This window comes from Kitasatospora sp. NPDC048286, from assembly GCF_043201735.1.
Taxonomy (GTDB): domain Bacteria; phylum Actinomycetota; class Actinomycetes; order Streptomycetales; family Streptomycetaceae; genus Kitasatospora.
In genome coordinates this window covers 572,781-587,996 of the sequence record NZ_JBICZE010000002.1, presented here as the reverse complement: position 1 = coordinate 587,996, position 15,216 = coordinate 572,781, and the positions used below count along the sequence as shown (strand labels likewise).

The window sequence follows — 15,216 nt, the reverse complement described above, 5'->3', positions numbered from 1 at the left end:
GAGGCCGCCCCCGGCACGGCCAGAACCCGAAAGGTAGCCAACTCCCGTGTTCCTCCGCACATTCGGCTGGTCGTTCGCGATCACCGCCATCGGCCTGGTCGCGGCCGGACTGCTCTGGGGAGCCCAAGGCTTCGGCATCGTGCTGATCCTCTCCATCCTGGAGATCTCCCTGTCGTTCGACAACGCGGTGGTCAACGCCACGGTGTTGAAGCGGATGAACCCGTACTGGCAGAAGATCTTCCTGACCGTCGGTGTCCTCATCGCGGTCTTCGGCATGCGCCTGGTCTTCCCGCTGCTGGTCGTCGGCCTCACCGCGAAGCTCAGCCCCGCGACGGTCATCGACCTCGCGCTGCACTCCGACAAGACCCACGAGGGCCTCACCTACGCCCAGTACCTGGAGGCGGCCAACCCGGCCATCGCGGCCTTCGGTGGCGTCTTCCTGCTGATGATCTTCCTCGACTTCATCTTCGAGGAGAAGGACTACAACTGGCTGGCCTGGATCGAGCGGCCGCTGGAGAAGGTCGGCAAGCTGGAGGCCTTCTCCACCGTCGTCGCCCTGGTCGCCCTGCTGCTGGCCTCCAACTTCTTCGCCGAGGAGCACGCGGAGACCGTCCTGCTCGCCGGCGTCCTCGGCCTGGTCACCTACCTCGCCGTCAACGGCCTCTCCTCGATCTTCGAGTCGGGCCTGGAGGCCGAGGAGGAGCGGGAGGAGGCGGCGGAGAAGGCCGGCAAGTCGATCGTCCAGGTCGGCGGCAAGGCGGCGTTCTTCCTCTTCCTCTACCTGGAGGTCCTGGACGCCTCGTTCTCCTTCGACGGCGTGGTCGGCGCGTTCGCCATCTCCAGCGACATCTTCCAGATCACCCTGGGCCTCGGCATCGGCGCGATGTACATCCGCTCGCTGACCGTCTTCCTGGTCCGCAAGGGCACCCTGGACGACTACGTCTACCTGGAGCACGGCGCGCACTACGCGATCGGCGCGCTGGCGGCGATCCTGCTGGTCGGGATCAAGTACCACATCCCGGAGATCGTCACCGGCCTGATCGGCGTCGCCTTCATCGGGCTGGCGCTCGGCTCGTCGATCCTGCGCAACCGGCGCGAGGGCGCGGACGAGGAACCGGAACTGGTCGGCAGCGGCAACAAGTAACCGCCGTCCGACGACCGGCACGCGAAACGGCCGCCTCCGGGGTTTCCCGGGGGCGGCCGTTCGTCGTGTGTCCCTGGTCGTTCCTGTGGGGTGCGGGGCCCGTCAGCCGAGCTGCTGCTCGATCGCGCGCAGCTTGCGCTCCAGCGAGTCCAGCTTCGGCATCGACAGGGTGTCGTCGTCGGCCGTCAGGTCGACGGTCGAGCCGCTGCGGGACGACCCGGTGCCGGAGACCGAGGAGGACGTGTAGGAGGAGGACGCGTACGAGGAGGACGTGTACGAGGAGCTGACGGCGGCGCGCGGCCGGAGGCCGGAGTCCAGGGCAGCCGGCTCGAGCGGGTCGGCGGACTGCTTCGAGGCCGAGTACGAGGAGGCCGAGGTCGAGGTGGTGGCGTCGGTTCCCGCGGCTAGGGCAGGCTCCGTAGCGCTCGGGCCGTCTCCGGCAGCCGTGAGGGCGGGAACCTGGCGGCCGCCGCGGGCCCGGGCGAGCATGCCGGTCTGGCGGGAGATGGCCTTCATCTCGGCCCGCTCACGGCGGTCGGCGGTACGGGCGCGGGCCTTGGCGTCCAGCTTCGCCTGGCGCTCCTCGCGCACCTCGTCGACCGCCTCGTCCAGGCTGCGGACGTTCTCCAGCAGCATCAGCGACCAGGCCGCGTAGGTCTCGCGCGGGGCGCGCAGCCAGCGGACGATGCGGATCTGCGGCAGCGGGCGCGGCACCAGGCCCTGCTCGCGCAGTGCGGCCTTGCGGGTCTGCTTCAGTGCCCGGTCGAACAGGATCGCCGCCGAGATCGACATGCCGGAGAAGAACTGGGGGGCACCGTCGTGCGACACGCCGCGCGGGGCGTGCACCCAGTTGAACCAGGCCGAGGCGATCGCGAACACCCAGACCAGCAGGCGGGAGCCGAGCGCGGCGTCACCGTGGCTGGCCTCGCGGACGGCGAGCACCGAGCAGAACATCGCGGCGCCGTCCAGACCGAACGGGACGAGGTACTCCCAGCCGCCGGACAGGCCCAGGTTCTCCTTGCCGAAGCCGACCAGGCCGTGGAAGGACAGCGCGGCGGCGACACCGGCACAGCAGAAGAGCAGCGTGTACGAGGAGATGCCGTAGATCATCTCCTTGCGGCGGCGGCGCTCCTCGCTGCGCTCCCAGGAGTCGCCGGACTCGTCCTTCTTCGAGTTCTTGAAGCGCAGCGTCGCCATCAGGAGGGCGACGAACAGCAGGGCTGCGCCGCCGACGACGGTCCAGACCAGCTGTATGGAGGTCAGGTTCATTGCGGGTCGGGCCTCGGGTTTCCGCAGGGGACAGGATCACAGTGCGACACAGACGGTCAGGACCCGCCGTGCGGGCACTGCCTGACGGTTCGTTCGTCGCCGCACGGCATGCCCGCCGCGCCCGCGCAGGGGCGGACGGGACACCTGTGCGGCTAGACGATATCGCGTCCGAAGGGGCGGCATGTTACGGGAGGGCGGCTTCTCGGGGCCAATCGACCCGCCGGTCGGGCCAGGTTGGGTAGGGGAGGGGGTGAACGGGGTATCCGACGGCCGGGCCGATGCCCGATCATTGGTCGGCGGGCCGTCAGAACGCCTGACGGGAGCAGGGGGGAGAGGACTGCATGGTCTCGATCTGGGAGTACCTGCGCGGGGACAAGAGCTACACCTTCGACAACCCCGGTGGTCAGCACAAGGTCATACTCACCAAGTCGGCCCCGCAGCACGCGATCACCGGGTCGGCCGCCACCACCGGCTACCTCTACGTCAACCTGCACTGGACGATGAGCTCCGGGGGCGCCGCCCGGCCGAGCCCGCGGGAGTCCGTCAGGCGGTTCTTCAGCCCGCGGATCCTGCGGCCGCAGGATCCGGACTCGCCGCAGAACGCCGAGCCGACCAACGTCGACCTCGACCTGGCCTGCATGTACGAGCTCTCCGACGGGAGCACGGGCGTGGTGCAGCCGCTCGGCGGGCTCTTCGGCGACCTCCAGAACGCGCCGTACATCAAGCTCAGCGGCGACGACCAGTACGGGGCGCCGTCCGGCGAGACGATGTACGTCAACCTGGAGAAGAAGGACAAGTTCAAGCGGCTGCTGATCTTCGTCTACATCTACGACGGCACGCCGGCCTTCGAGCAGTCGAACGCGGTGGTCACGATCGTGCCGCAGACCGGGCCGCGGATCGAGATCAAGCTGGACGAGCGGGCCCGGGCGGCGCGTTCCTGCGCGGTGGTGCTGATCGAGAACGCGGGGGACAACCAGCTGAGGGTCCGCCGCGAGGTGCGGTACGTCAACGGGTTCCAGGCGGACATCGACCGGCTGTACGGGTTCGGGATGCAGTGGCAGCGCGGGTACAAGAGCGACTGAGTGGTTGAGCGGTTGAGCGGTTGAGCGGTTGAGCGGTTGAGTGCGGCCGGGCGACCGATGGCGATCGGTGGTCCTGTGGCGGGCGGGACCGGGGGCGTCAGCGGGGCTGGAACTGCGGGCCCTGCGGGGGCAGTGCGAACTCCTCGCCGGTGGGTGCCGGGGGCTGGGCCGTCGGCGGCTGCGGCGGGACGGGCGGCTGCTGGCCGGTGCCGGGCTGCGGGTAGCCGTAGCCGGCGGGGCCCTGCTGCTGCGGGACGGGCTGGACCGGCTGGACCGGCTGGTTCGGCTGGGGGTAGCCGTAACCGCCGGGCTGCGGGTAGCCGTAGCCGCCGGCGGGCTGCTGCTGGTGGGGGTAGCCGTAGCCCGTGCCGGGCTGGGGGTAGTCGTAACCGTTGCCGGGCTGACCGGGCTGACCGGGCTGGTGGGCCGGGGGCGCGGTGGGCGGCGGGGGCATGGTCGGCGGGGCCGCGGGCGGCGGCGGGGTCGCCGGTGCGGGCGCGGTGCCCGCTGCGCCGGCGGCGGCCGGAGCTTGGGCGGGCGGTGTCTGCGGGACGGCCGGGGCCAGGGTGAAGGTGCCGGGCTCGGGGGTGGTCGAGCGCGGGTCCGGCATCGGGGTGCTGCGCGGATCGAGCGTGCCGACCGCGGTGGTGGTGGACCCGGGCGCCTGGGCCTGCGCCTGGTCGGCCTCCGCCTCGTCGTCCACGGTGATGCCGAAGTCGGTGGCGAGGCCGATCAGCCCGGAGGTGTAGCCCTGGCCGATCGCCCGGAACTTCCAGGCGCCGGAGCGGCGGTACAGTTCGCCCGCGACCAGGGCGGTGACGTTCTCGGCGTCGTCGATCGCGAACTCGGCGAGTGCGGGCGCGCCCTCGCCGGCCGTGGCGTCGAAGAGCAGCAGGCGCAGCCCCGGCACCGCGCGGAACGGCCCGCCCTCGGAGGAGCCGGCCAGCACCACGCGGTCCACCCCGGCGGGCAGCTTGCCCAGTTCGACCTCGACCGTGTCGATGATCTCGGCGCCGCCGGAGGTCTGCTGCTTGGGCAGGTGGCGGACCAGGCCGGAGGGGTGGCGGGGCTGGTTGTAGAAGACGAAGTCGGCGTCCGAGTGGACCTTGCCGGTGGCGCCGAGCAGCAGCGCGGACGCGTCCACGTCCGGCGCACCGGGCGTGGCGCTCCAGCGCAGCACGGCGCGGACCGCCGCCGCCGGCAGTGCGATGTTGGCGCCCTTGGCCATCACGTGCGTCATAGCCGACCATCCTGCCTGTTCGCCACCCCTTCGGACAACGTGACCGGAGCGGTCCGTGCCGCGTCGGACTTTGCCAAGACTTGCGCTTTCCGAGGTTTGCCGCCGTCGATTCCGAGGTTCATGGCCGTCACAACCGTGATCATCCGTGATCGTCCAAGTGGACCGGGATGTTCCGGGAGTTCAGTGCCGGGGAACCGGGACCGGCCGGATCCCGTCCGTACGATGGGCGGTCGAAAGGTCCCCGGGGGGTCGGCACAGGGGCGTCCGGCGGAGGCGTGCCCGGGAACCATGGCACCCGGTCGGCCGGTTGACCAGGGTGTCGTCGGCAACGGGCCGCAGGCCGGTCCACTTCCTGGAGGAGAGCACCTTGCGCCATTTCGGCCACCTCGCCGAGGACGTACGCGGCCGGCTCTTCCTGGAACAGCCGCGCCCGTTCAGTGCGCGGAGCGGGCCGACGGTGCTCGCCACCGCCCTCGGCGGCACCCTCTACAGCCCGGCCACCAGGCCCGCGCTGGCCGCGGACATCCGCAAACTCGCTGGTCGGGGCGTGGTGTCGATGGTGCTCTGCCTGGAGGACGCGATCGCCGACCACGAGGTGGACGCGGGCGAGCGGAACCTGGTCGAACAGCTGAATGACCTGGTCAAGGATTTCACCGACTGTACACAGAGCCACCCCCTGCTCTTCATCAGGGTCCGTGCCGCCACCCAGATCCTCGACCTGGCCGAACGCCTCGGACCGGCCGTCGAGCTGCTCAGCGGCTTCGTGCTGCCGAAGTTCACCCCCGCGAACGGCGGTGAGTACCTGGCCGCGCTGGCCGCCGCCGAGGCCGCGACCGGGCGGCGGCTGTTCGCCATGCCCGTCCTGGAGTCGCCCGAACTCGCCCACCTGGAAACCAGGCGGGAGCAGCTCTTCGGCATTGCCGAGCTGCTCGCCGGCCACCGCGACCGGGTGCTCGCCGTCCGGCTCGGCGTCACAGACCTCTGCTCCGCGTACGGCCTGCGGCGCTCGCCCGACCTCACCGCGTACGACGTGGCACTGGTCGCGGCGGTGATCGGGGACGTGGTCAACGTGCTCGGCCGGGCGGACGGCACCGGGTACACCGTCACCGGGCCGGTCTGGGAGTACTTCCCGGTGCAGGAGCGGATGTTCAAGCCGCAGCTGCGCCGGACCCCGTTCGCCGGGGCCTCGCTCTCCGCCGCCTCCGGGGCGCTCCGGGCCTCCGGCGAGGAGGTCCGCCGGCGGATCATCGAACACGACCTGGACGGGCTGATCCGGGAGGTCGAACTCGACCGGGCCAACGGCCTGCTCGGCAAGACCTGCATTCACCCCAGCCACGTTCCGGCCGTGCACGCCCTCTCCGTGGTCACGCACGAGGAGTACTGCGACGCCCGCGACATCCTCCGGCAGGAGCAGGGCGGCGGCGGGGTACTGCGCTCGGCGTACACCAACAAGATGAACGAGGCCCGGCCGCACCGGGCCTGGGCGGAGCGGGTGCTGCTGCGGGCGGAGGTGTTCGGGGTGGCCCGGGAGGACGTGAGCTTCGCGGAACTGCTGTCGGCCTGCCTGTGCGGCTGACCGTGCGGCCGGTTCCGGAGTGGCTGACTCCCGTACGGCTCACTTCCGTACGGCTCGCCCCCGGGTGGCCGGTACCCGGGGGCCGACTGTTTCCGTGGCCGAGCCCGAGCCGTTCCCTCCGGTTTCCCCGGGGTGGATATGACGGATCCGTGAGCGCGGATATGACCAACGCACCATCGCACCACCGAAGGCAGGACCAGTAGTGACAGCAACACCGCAGACGTGGACCGGCCGTTGGGTCGCCGACCGGGCCGGGATCGCGCTGACCGGCTCCGAGCGCCTCCCCGAACTCGTCGGCCTGGCCCTCCGCTCGGGGAACCCCAAGCGCGCCCACCTGCTGGTCTCCACCGTGCTCGGCAAGCACGTGCCGCAGCGGCCCTCGGTGGTCCACGGCACCGGACTCGAACTCGGCCGCCGGGTCCGCGAACTGCTCGGCGAGCGCGCGGCCGGGCGGGCCGTCGTGCTCGGCTACGCGGAGACCGCCACCGGCCTCGGCCACAGCGTCGCCGACGGCCTGGACGCCCCCTACCTGCACTCCACCCGCCGCCCGGTGCCCGGCGTGGCCCCGGTGGGCGGCTTCGAGGAGGAGCACTCGCACGCCACCTCGCACCTGCTGCTCCCGGCCGACCCCGGGCTCCTCGCCGGGGACGGGCCGCTGGTGCTGGTGGACGACGAGTTCTCGACCGGGCAGACGGTGCTCAACACCATCCGTGACCTCCACGCCCGCCACCCGCGCGGGCACTACGTGGTGGTCGCCCTGGTGGACCTGCGCTCCGCGGCCGACCGGCGGCGGCTCGACCTGACCGCCGCCGAACTCGGCGTCCGGCTGGACCTGGTGGCCACCGCGAGCGGCGGCGTCGAGCTGCCCGAGGACCTGCCGAGCCGGGCCGAGCGGCTGATCGCCGAGGCGGCGGGGGAGGCGGCGAGGGATCCGGGGGATCCGGGGGTTGCGCGTCCGGGGGCCGGGCGAGCGGCGGCCGGGCACCCGGAGGCGGCGGGCGTCGCGCCGCTGGCCCGAGTCGAGCTGGACTGGCCCGCCGGCCTCCCGGACGGCGGCCGGCACGGCTTCACCGCCCGCGACCGTGCCCGGCTGGACGCCGAACTCCCCCGGCTGGCCGGTCAGTTGGCCGAGGCCATGCCCGCCGGGGCACAGCGGGTACTGGTGCTCGGCTTCGAGGAGCTGATGTACGCGCCGCTGCGCCTGGCCGACGCCCTCGCCGAGCGGCTCGGCGGCGACCGCGTCCGGTTCTCCACCACCACCCGCTCGCCCGTCCTGGCGGTGGACGACCCCGGCTACGCCATCCGCACCCGGCTCGCCTTCCCCGCCCACGACGACCCGCAGGACGGCGGCTCGCCCGAGCGCTACGCGTACAACGTCGCCCCGGGCAGCGACCCGGCGCGGCGCTTCGACGCCGTGGTGCTGGTGGTCGACGACGTGGCCGACACCCCGGCGCTGCACGAGGGCGAGCGGGCGCTGCTCGGGCAGCTGCGGCGGGTGACCGACCAGGTGGTGCTCGCGGTGCTGCCCTCGCACCGGCCGGTGGCCGTGGCCGCCTCGGCGTCCGCGGGCGCCTCGGCCCCGTCTGTGGTCGAGGCGCCGTCCATGGTCGAGGCGCCGTCCGCGGCCGAGGCGCTGCCCGACCCTGTGTCGCGGCCGGCGCCCCTTTTGCCATCCGTTCCCGCGTCGCTGCCCGCGCCCCTGTACGGGCCGGCGTTCTCCTCGTACCCGGCCGAGGAGGTGGCCTGGCTGCTCAAGGACCTCTCCGGGGTCGCGCTCGAGGCGCCCACCGAGGAGCGCGAGGAGGCCGTCCAGAACGGCGGCGCGCACTACGCCGAGTCGCTGCCGGTCGAGTACCAGCCCAGCCCCGAGTACCAGGAGCTGTTCCACCAGGCGCTGCGCGACTCCGCAGGCCGGATCGCGCTCGCCGTCGGCACCGTCGCCGAGACGCTGCTGCGCGAGCGCGGCCCGGGGCTGGTGCTCGCCTCGCTGGCCCGGGCCGGCACGCCCGTCGGCATCCTGGTCCGCCGCTGGCTGGCCTTCGCGCACGGCCTGTCCGTGCCGCACTACACGGTCTCGATCGTGCGCGGCCGTGGCATGGACCCGGTCGCGCTGCGCTACCTGGCCGCCCACCACCGCGCGGGCGACGTGGTGTTCGTGGACGGCTGGACCGGCAAGGGCGCGATCACCCGTGAACTCGCCGGCACACTGGCCGGCACCGGCTTCGACCCGGACCTCGCGGTGCTCGCCGACCCGGGCCGCTGCGTGCGGACGTACGGCACCCGGGACGACTTCCTGATCCCGTCCGCCTGCCTCAACTCCACCGTCTCCGGGCTGGTTTCGCGCACGGTGCTGCGGGCCGGGCTGATCGGGCCGGACGACTTCCACGGCGCCAAGCACTATGCCGAACTGGCCGGGAGCGACGTCTCGGCGGCCTTCCTGGACGCGGTGGCCGCCCGCTTCGGCGAGGTCCGCGCCGCGGCCGTCGCGGGCGCCGACCGGCTCGCCGACGACCCGCACCGGGCGCCCGACTGGGCCGGCTGGGCCGCGGTCGAGCGGATCAGCGCCGAGTACGGCATCGACAACGTCAACCTGGTCAAGCCCGGCGTCGGCGAGACCACCCGGGTCCTGCTGCGCCGCGTCCCCTGGCGGATCCTCGCCCGGCGCGGCGCCGGCGCGGACCTCGACCACGTCCGGCTGCTCGCCGCCCAGCGCGGCGTGGAGGTCGAGGAGGTGGACGGCCTGCCGTACACCTGCGTCGGCCTGATCCACCCCCGCTACAGCCGCGGGGCGACCGGGGGCGACGGGCACGCCGTGGTGTCGGTTCCGGGTGCGGTTCCCGGTGCGGTTCCGGGCGCGGGTTCGGGCGCGTTTTCGGGCTCGGGTTCGGGCTCGCTGTCGGGTTCGGTTTCGATTTCGGTCCCGGGGAGGGATTCCTGATGGGTGTTCTGGTGGCCAGCGACCTCGACCGGACGCTGATCTACTCCGAGCGGGCCATGGCCCTGGCGGCCCCCGACCGGTCGGCGCCGCGGCTGCTCTGCGTCGAGGTGTACCAGGGGCGGCCGCTGTCCTTCATGACCGAGCGCGCCGCCGGACTGCTCGCCGAACTCGCCCGCGAGGCCTGCTTCGTCCCGGCCACCACCCGGACGCCGGAGCAGTACGGGCGGGTCAACCTGCCGGGACCGACGGCGGACTGGGTCCCCGCGTACGCGATCTGCGCCAACGGCGGGCAACTGCTGGTGGACGGCGTCCCGGACGGCGACTGGCGGGCCGAGATCACCGCGCGGATCGCCGCCGGTTCGGCCCCGCTGGAGGAGGTCGTGCGGCGGCTCGCCCTGTGCGCGGACCCGGAGTGGACGCACAAGCGGCAGGTCGCCGACGAGCTGTTCGCCTACCTGGTGGTCGAGCGCGCCGCCCTGCCGGAGGGCTGGCTGGCGGAGCTGACCGGCTGGTGCGCCGAGCGCGGCTGGACGGTCTCCCTGCAGGGCCGCAAGGTGTACGCGGTGCCCGCGCCGCTCACCAAGAGCGCCGCGCTGGCCGAGGTCGTCCGGCGTACCGGCGCGGACACCGTGCTGGCGGCCGGGGACTCGCTGCTCGACGCGGACCTGCTGCTCGCGGCGGACGCCGGCTGGCGCCCCGGGCACGGCGAACTCGCGGACAGCGGCTGGACGGCCCCCGGCGTCACCGCCCTGACGGAGGTGGGGGTGACGGCGGGGGAGGAGATCGTCCGGAGGTTCCTGGCGGGGGCGTCGGCGCTGCCCGTCGGGGTCTGACCGGTCCGGAACGGCTTCCGGGTCGGGTCAGCCGCAGCAGCCGCCGCCGCAGCAACCCCCGCCGCCCCCGCCCCCGGCGGCGGGGGCCGGCTGGGCACCGGCCGCGCCGGTGACGGCGACGGTGGACAGCAGCTTCACGGTGTCCTCGTGGCCCTGGGGGCAGACGGCGGGATCGTTGGCCTGGGCCATCGGACGGCGGAGCTCGAAGGTGGCGCCGCAGGAGCGGCAGCGGAAGTCGTAGCGAGGCATACCGGCAGCGTACCCAGCGGGGCGCCCACCGGTCGCCCGGTCACGGTGTTGGCGATAGTCGCCCGGCCGCGCGTTACCGGTGGCCGCCGAGGTCCCCGCGGATCAGCTCGATCACCCGGGCCGCCGTGTCCCGCACCGCCGCGAGCTCGGTCAGGAAGTGCCAGTAGTCGGGGTGCCGGCCGGCCGCCTCCAGCACGGCCACCGCGCGGTCCAGCCGGGCCACCGCCTCGTCCAGCGGGGCGGCGTGCCGCGGGTCCGGCGCGCTGCGCCCGGCCATCGCCAGCCGCTGGGCGTCCCGGATCGCGAAGCGGGCGCGCTCGATCTCCCGGTTGGGGTCGTGCTGCACCTCGTTCAGCTGCCGCAGCCGGTCGTTCACCGCGGACACCGAGCCGTCGGCGGTCTCCAGCAGCGCGCGGACCGTCCCGATCGCGGCAGTGGCGTCCGCCCAGCGCTGCTCGTCCCGGGCCCGGGCGGCCTCGGCGAGCTTGCGCTCGGCGGCGCGCCCGGTCTCCGCGACCTGCTCCGAGACCCGCTGGAGATCCTGCCAGCAGGCGGTGCTGAACCGGCGGCGCAGCTCGCTCAGGGCGGGCTCGACCGTCTCGGCCTTGGTCTCCAGTGCCTGGATGCGGGTGCGCAGGCTCGCCACCCGCCGGTCGATCTCCCGCGCCCGCTCCGGCAGCTGCCCGGCGTCGGCGGCGATCGCCTCGGCGCGCTGCTTCACGTCGTCCGCGCGCCGCAGGGTGCCCGTGACCCCGTGCCGGGCCGGGCCCTCGTTCAGCCGACCGAGCTCGGGCGCCAGTTCCGCCAGCCGGGCCGCCAGGTCGTCCGCCCGCAGGCCGACGCCGCGCGCCTCGTCCAGCGCGGTGGTGGCCGCGAGCAGCGCGCGCTTGGCCTGCTCGACCGCCGGGGTGACCCGCATCAGCTGCTGCTCGGCGTGCTGGATGGTCGGCTGCAGGCGGCGCAGGAAGTCGTTCAGCTCCGCCCGGGCCGAGCCGAGCTGGCCCTTCACGTCCTCCAGGAGGCGCTTGGCCTGCGCGGCCGTGCCCGCGTCCAGGGTCTCGCTGTCCAGGTTGTGGGCGTCGAGCGCGGCGAGGTAGTTCACGGTGACCTGCTCGACCCGACCTGAGATCGCCGCCAGATCGGCCAGCGCGCGCTGCGCCGTATGGCCCTCCTCGGCCGCGCGGACCGTCTCCACCGCGAGCTGCACCTCGCGCTGGGTCTCCTCCAGCTCGTAGAACGCCTCCTGGGCAGCCGCCCGGGCCTCCCGGGCCTGCGCCCGTCCGCCCTCACCGCCGCCGCGCCGGCCCCACCAGCCGGTACTCCCGGCCGAGGCCAGCCCGACCGCCCCCAGCGCACCCGCCAGCACCACCGGCAACACCAGTGCGTCGGCCAGCGCACTCCCCGCCCGACGCCGCCCCCGCCCGCTCCCGCCGGCCACCGTCACTGCGCGCTCCCTGCTCCGAACCGCTGATCCGGCCCCATTCTCCCCGATCCCCCCACCGGCCCGTCACCCCCTCCCACCCCGCCCACCCCACCGCGCCCCGCCCCCTCACCCGCCGCCCCACCTGACACCCGTCCCCCACCACCCCCCGGGACCAGGTACCCTAGGCACTCGTCGTGCGCCCGCCGGGCCACGACGGGGGGCGCGTAGCTCAGTGGTAGAGCGCTGCTCTTACAAAGCAGATGTCGGCGGTTCGAAACCGTCCGCGCCCACAGACCCGAGGGCCGGTCCGGGAGGTGTACACCTCCCGGACCGGCCCTCGGCCGTTTCCGGTGTCCTGCCGATCTGCCGCACCGGGAGTGTCATGAATCAGGTGGACACCCTGATCAAGGGAGACACTGATGAGCTCGCTGACGGATCACCAGATCGGGTCGGTTCCTGATGGAACGGTTTCGTCGGAGTCCGCAGACGCCGATGCCTTGGACATGGGTCCGAGGAAGAACACCGGCGGGTCGGATGTGGTGGCGTCGGTCGCCGAGCTGGCGGCCGAGCAGGCCAGGGCCGGCGGGATGCAACTGCTCGGTGAGGGCGGGCTGCTCCAGCAACTGACCCGGCACCTGCTCCAGGAAGCCCTGGAAGCCGAGATGGACGAGCACCTGGCCTCGACCGCGGAGCCGGGCCGCTCGGCCCGCAAGGGCGGCAACGCGCGCAACGGCTACCGGATGAAGACCGTGATGACCGAGGCCGGGCCGGTCACCCTCGAAGTGCCCCGGGACCGGGCCGGCACGTTCGAACCGAAGGTCCTGCCCCGGCACGCGCGCCGCACCGAGGGCCTGGACAACCTCGTGGTCTCGTTGACCGCGAAGGGCCTGACCAGCGGGGAGATCGTCGCGCACCTGGCCGAGGTCTACGGCATGGCGACCAGCAAGGAGACCGTCTCCACCATCACCGACCGGGTCCTGGAAGGCATGGCCGACTGGCGCACGCGCCCCCTCGACGCGGTCTACCCGGTCCTGTTCGTGGACGCCGTGAACATCAAGGTCCGCGACGGCCAGGTCGCCAACCGGCCCGTCTACGTGGTCCTGGGCGTCACTGCCGACGGCTACCGCGACATCCTGGGTCTGTGGACCTCCAGCGGCGGCGAGGGCGCCAAGTACTGGCAGTCGGTCCTGACCGAGATCAAGAACCGCGGTGTGAAGGACTGCCTGATCCTCATCTGCGACGGTCTGGCGGGCCTGCCCGACGCGGTCGCCCAGGTCTGGCCCCAGACCGTGGTCCAGACATGCATCGTCCACCTGCTGCGCAACTCCTTCCGCTACACGGCCAAGCGGGACTGGGCGGCCGTGGCCCGGGATCTCAAGCCCGTCTACACCGCGCCGAACGAGCAGGCGGCCCTGGACCGGTTCGCCGAGTTCGCCGCCGCCTGGGAGGCGACCTACCCGGCCGTGGTGCGACTGTGGGAGAAGGCCTGGTCCGAGATGGTCCCCTTCCTCGCCTTCGACGCCGAGATCCGCAAGATCATCTGCACCACCAACGCCATCGAGAGCCTCAACTCCCGCTACCGCCGGGCCGCCGGCGCCTGCGGCCACTTCCCCAACGACCAGGCCGCCCTCAAACGGCTCTACCTGGCCACCCTCGCCCTCGACCCCAGCGGACGCGGCCGACAACGCTGGAGCAACCGCTGGATGGCCGCCCTCAACGCCTTCGACATCGCCTTCGACGGACGCCTGTCAGCCGGACGGGCGTAGGCCACCCGGCCCACGCCCGCCAGGAAGATCAACACCTAGCCCAACCGGGTGCCGTACACCTAGATCGTGATAGTCCCGCCGCACCTGCTGGTCCCCGTCGGTCGTACCCGGGCCCGGCCGTGGGCCGGGCCCGGGCCGGTGGTAGGGAGGGGGGATGCTGACCAGGGCGTTCGATGCGGTGCTGTGCGATGTGGACGGGGTGATCCGGTTCTTCGACGGGGACCGGGTGGCGGCGTTGGAGCGGGCGGCGGGGCTGGGGGAGGGGAGTACGGCGGCGATCGGGTTCGCGCCGGAGAACGATCTGCCGTTGCTGCTCGGGCGGATCGGGAAGGCGGAGTGGGTGGACTCGATCGCGCGGGGGCTGGCCGGCCGGGTGACGCGGGCGCGGGCGCGCGGGCTGGCGGAGGCGTTCGCGGACTCGCCGTTCCGGGCGGACGAGGTGGTGGTGGGCCTGCTGCGGCGGGCACGGGAGCACTGCCGGGTGGTGCTGGTGACCAATGCGACGGTGTGGCTGGACGAGGACCTGGCGCTGCTGGGGCTGACGGACCTGGCGGACGAGGTGGTGAACAGCTCCCGGGTGGGCAGCGCCAAACCGGACCGGCGGATCTACGAGATCGCCGTCGAGCGGGCGGGCATGGCGCCGGAGCGGTGCCTGTTCGTGGACGACCGGCAGGAGAACGTGGACGCGGCGGTGGCGATGGGCATGACCGGGGTGCGCTACCGAGGGCCGGAGGACCTGCGGCGGGCGCTGGCGCCGGTGCTGGACCGGAGCGTGGTGCAGGCGATGCAGACGGAGTGCGAGATCGTCGCGCGCCTGTCGGACGAACCGCTGGGCGGCGTGCGGGTGTGGGTGGCGGGGGTCGGGGCGCCGGGTGAGGATCGGGGGGACCGGACGGACCCCTGGGAGCGGTGGCGGATGGCTGAGCAGGTCGGGGAGTCGCGGGCGGAGTTGTCCTCGCGCCTGAACTGGCTGCGGGCGGCCGTGCTGGGGGCCAATGACGGCGTGGTGTCGACGGCCGGTCTGGTGACCGGTGTGGCGGGGGCGGCGGGTTCGCGGACGGCGCTGCTCGCGGCCGGGGTGGCCGGGCTGTTGGCGGGGGCGATGTCGATGGCGGCCGGCGAGTACGTGTCGGTCAGCACCCAACGGGACACCGAGCGGGCCGCGTTGGCGCAGGAGCGGCGGGAGCTCGCGGAGGACCCGGAGGGTGAGCTCGACGAGCTGACCGACTACTACCGGGGGAGCGGGCTGACGGACGGGCTGGCCCGGGAGGTGGCGATGGCGCTGACCGAGCGGGATGCGCTGGCCGCTCACGCGCAGACCGAACTCGGCATTGACCCGGACGTGTTGACCAACCCCTGGGAGGCGGCGCTGGCCAGTGCGGCGGCGTTCACGCTGGGCGCGCTGGTGCCGCTGCTGGCGGTGCTGCTGCCGCCGGAGTCGTGGCGGCTGCAGGTGACGGTGGCGGCGGTGGTGGCCGCGCTGACCCTGTCGGGCTGGGCGAGCGCCCGGCTGGGGGGTGCCGGCCCGGGGCGGGCGGTCCTGCGCAACGTCGTGGGCGGGTTGTTGGCGATGGCGGTGACGTACAGCGGCGGTGTGCTGCTGGAGCAGGTCACGGGGTGACCTTGTGCCCCCGGCCTGCCGACCGGGCGCGGGCGCGGCCCGGGCACGCCGGGTGACGGCGCCGGGCGGCTCGAC

Annotated in this window: 11 protein-coding genes, 1 tRNA gene and 1 pseudogene; 9 read left to right on the top strand and 4 right to left on the bottom strand. The window is 73.4% G+C overall.

The genetic code is table 11. The features are described from left to right. Positions 1-46 precede the first annotated feature (46 nt). Positions 47-1,144 carry a DUF475 domain-containing protein gene (locus ACGF13_RS06965; RefSeq protein WP_392869697.1) on the top strand — a complete coding sequence of 366 codons (1,098 nt, stop codon included), beginning with the start codon at positions 47-49 and terminating at the stop codon, positions 1,142-1,144. A 102-nt stretch (positions 1,145-1,246) separates the two neighbouring features. On the opposite strand, the gene ACGF13_RS06960 is transcribed toward ACGF13_RS06965, so the two are convergent. Further along, the gene (locus ACGF13_RS06960) at positions 1,247-2,413 is read right to left on the bottom strand and encodes a DUF2637 domain-containing protein (RefSeq protein ID WP_392869695.1); all 1,167 of its coding nucleotides are present in this window, start codon (positions 2,411-2,413) and stop codon (positions 1,247-1,249) included. A gap of 341 nt (positions 2,414-2,754) precedes the next feature. Here ACGF13_RS06960 and ACGF13_RS06955 point away from each other — a divergent pair, with 341 nt between their 5' ends. Beyond that, complete coding sequence (locus ACGF13_RS06955) at positions 2,755-3,495, top strand: Tellurium resistance (protein ID WP_392869694.1); 741 nt, start codon at positions 2,755-2,757, stop codon at positions 3,493-3,495. Between the two features lie 97 nt (positions 3,496-3,592). Here ACGF13_RS06955 and ACGF13_RS06950 read toward each other — a convergent pair whose 3' ends face one another. Further along, the gene (locus ACGF13_RS06950) at positions 3,593-4,735 is read right to left on the bottom strand and encodes a TerD family protein (protein ID WP_392869692.1); all 1,143 of its coding nucleotides are present in this window, start codon (positions 4,733-4,735) and stop codon (positions 3,593-3,595) included. A gap of 367 nt (positions 4,736-5,102) precedes the next feature. Here ACGF13_RS06950 and ACGF13_RS06945 point away from each other — a divergent pair, with 367 nt between their 5' ends. The 3 genes from ACGF13_RS06945 to ACGF13_RS06935 all read left to right on the top strand — a co-directional run bounded on the left by ACGF13_RS06945 (position 5,103) and on the right by ACGF13_RS06935 (position 10,082). Beyond that, positions 5,103-6,311 (top strand): HpcH/HpaI aldolase/citrate lyase family protein, encoded by a 1,209-nt coding sequence (locus tag ACGF13_RS06945; RefSeq protein WP_392869690.1) that lies wholly within the window; start codon positions 5,103-5,105, stop codon positions 6,309-6,311. A 202-nt stretch (positions 6,312-6,513) separates the two neighbouring features. Further along, positions 6,514-9,249, top strand: coding sequence for a phosphoribosyltransferase (locus tag ACGF13_RS06940; RefSeq protein ID WP_392869688.1), 2,736 nt, complete (start codon positions 6,514-6,516; stop codon positions 9,247-9,249). Then, positions 9,249-10,082: an HAD family hydrolase gene (locus ACGF13_RS06935; RefSeq protein WP_392869686.1), complete on the top strand. Its 834-nt coding sequence runs from the start codon at positions 9,249-9,251 to the stop codon at positions 10,080-10,082. The genes ACGF13_RS06940 and ACGF13_RS06935 overlap by 1 nt, the downstream gene beginning before the upstream one ends. Before the next feature lie 27 nt (positions 10,083-10,109). Here the strand turns inward: ACGF13_RS06935 and ACGF13_RS06930 are convergent, their stop codons facing one another. Together ACGF13_RS06930 and ACGF13_RS06925 are read right to left on the bottom strand one after the other, a co-directional pair. Further along, the gene (locus ACGF13_RS06930) at positions 10,110-10,331 is read right to left on the bottom strand and encodes a zinc ribbon domain-containing protein (RefSeq protein WP_392869684.1); all 222 of its coding nucleotides are present in this window, start codon (positions 10,329-10,331) and stop codon (positions 10,110-10,112) included. A gap of 73 nt (positions 10,332-10,404) precedes the next feature. Then, on the bottom strand, positions 10,405-11,775 hold the full coding sequence (locus ACGF13_RS06925; RefSeq protein WP_392869682.1) for a hypothetical protein: 1,371 nt from the start codon (positions 11,773-11,775) through the stop codon (positions 10,405-10,407). Positions 11,776-11,972: 197 nt separating this feature from the next. On the opposite strand from ACGF13_RS06925, the gene ACGF13_RS06920 reads away from it, so the two are divergent. The 4 genes and pseudogenes from ACGF13_RS06920 to ACGF13_RS06905 all read left to right on the top strand — a co-directional run bounded on the left by ACGF13_RS06920 (position 11,973) and on the right by ACGF13_RS06905 (position 15,141). After that, a tRNA-Val gene (locus ACGF13_RS06920) sits at positions 11,973-12,044 on the top strand. A 213-nt stretch (positions 12,045-12,257) separates the two neighbouring features. Then, complete coding sequence (locus tag ACGF13_RS06915; RefSeq protein ID WP_392869680.1) at positions 12,258-13,520, top strand: IS256 family transposase; 1,263 nt, start codon at positions 12,258-12,260, stop codon at positions 13,518-13,520. Positions 13,521-13,674: 154 nt separating this feature from the next. Further along, positions 13,675-14,175: pseudogene (locus ACGF13_RS06910) on the top strand (HAD family hydrolase); the annotation flags it as partial. A 261-nt stretch (positions 14,176-14,436) separates the two neighbouring features. Continuing rightward, on the top strand, positions 14,437-15,141 hold the full coding sequence (locus ACGF13_RS06905) for a VIT family protein (RefSeq protein ID WP_392870099.1): 705 nt from the start codon (positions 14,437-14,439) through the stop codon (positions 15,139-15,141). The last annotated feature ends 75 nt before the right edge of the window (positions 15,142-15,216 follow it).

Bases quoted from the DNA above. Each gene is read 5' to 3' on its own strand.
- ACGF13_RS06915 (WP_392869680.1), top strand. From the start codon at position 12,258: ATGGGTCCGAGGAAGAACACCGGCGGGTCGGATGTGGTGGCGTCGGTC.
- ACGF13_RS06930 (WP_392869684.1), bottom strand. From the start codon at position 10,331: ATGCCTCGCTACGACTTCCGCTGCCGCTCCTGCGGCGCCACCTTCGAG.
- ACGF13_RS06935 (WP_392869686.1), top strand. From the start codon at position 9,249: ATGGGTGTTCTGGTGGCCAGCGACCTCGACCGGACGCTGATCTACTCC.
- ACGF13_RS06950 (WP_392869692.1), bottom strand. From the start codon at position 4,735: ATGACGCACGTGATGGCCAAGGGCGCCAACATCGCACTGCCGGCGGCG.
- ACGF13_RS06905 (WP_392870099.1), top strand. From the start codon at position 14,437: ATGGCTGAGCAGGTCGGGGAGTCGCGGGCGGAGTTGTCCTCGCGCCTG.
- ACGF13_RS06960 (WP_392869695.1), bottom strand. From the start codon at position 2,413: ATGAACCTGACCTCCATACAGCTGGTCTGGACCGTCGTCGGCGGCGCA.
- ACGF13_RS06955 (WP_392869694.1), top strand. From the start codon at position 2,755: ATGGTCTCGATCTGGGAGTACCTGCGCGGGGACAAGAGCTACACCTTC.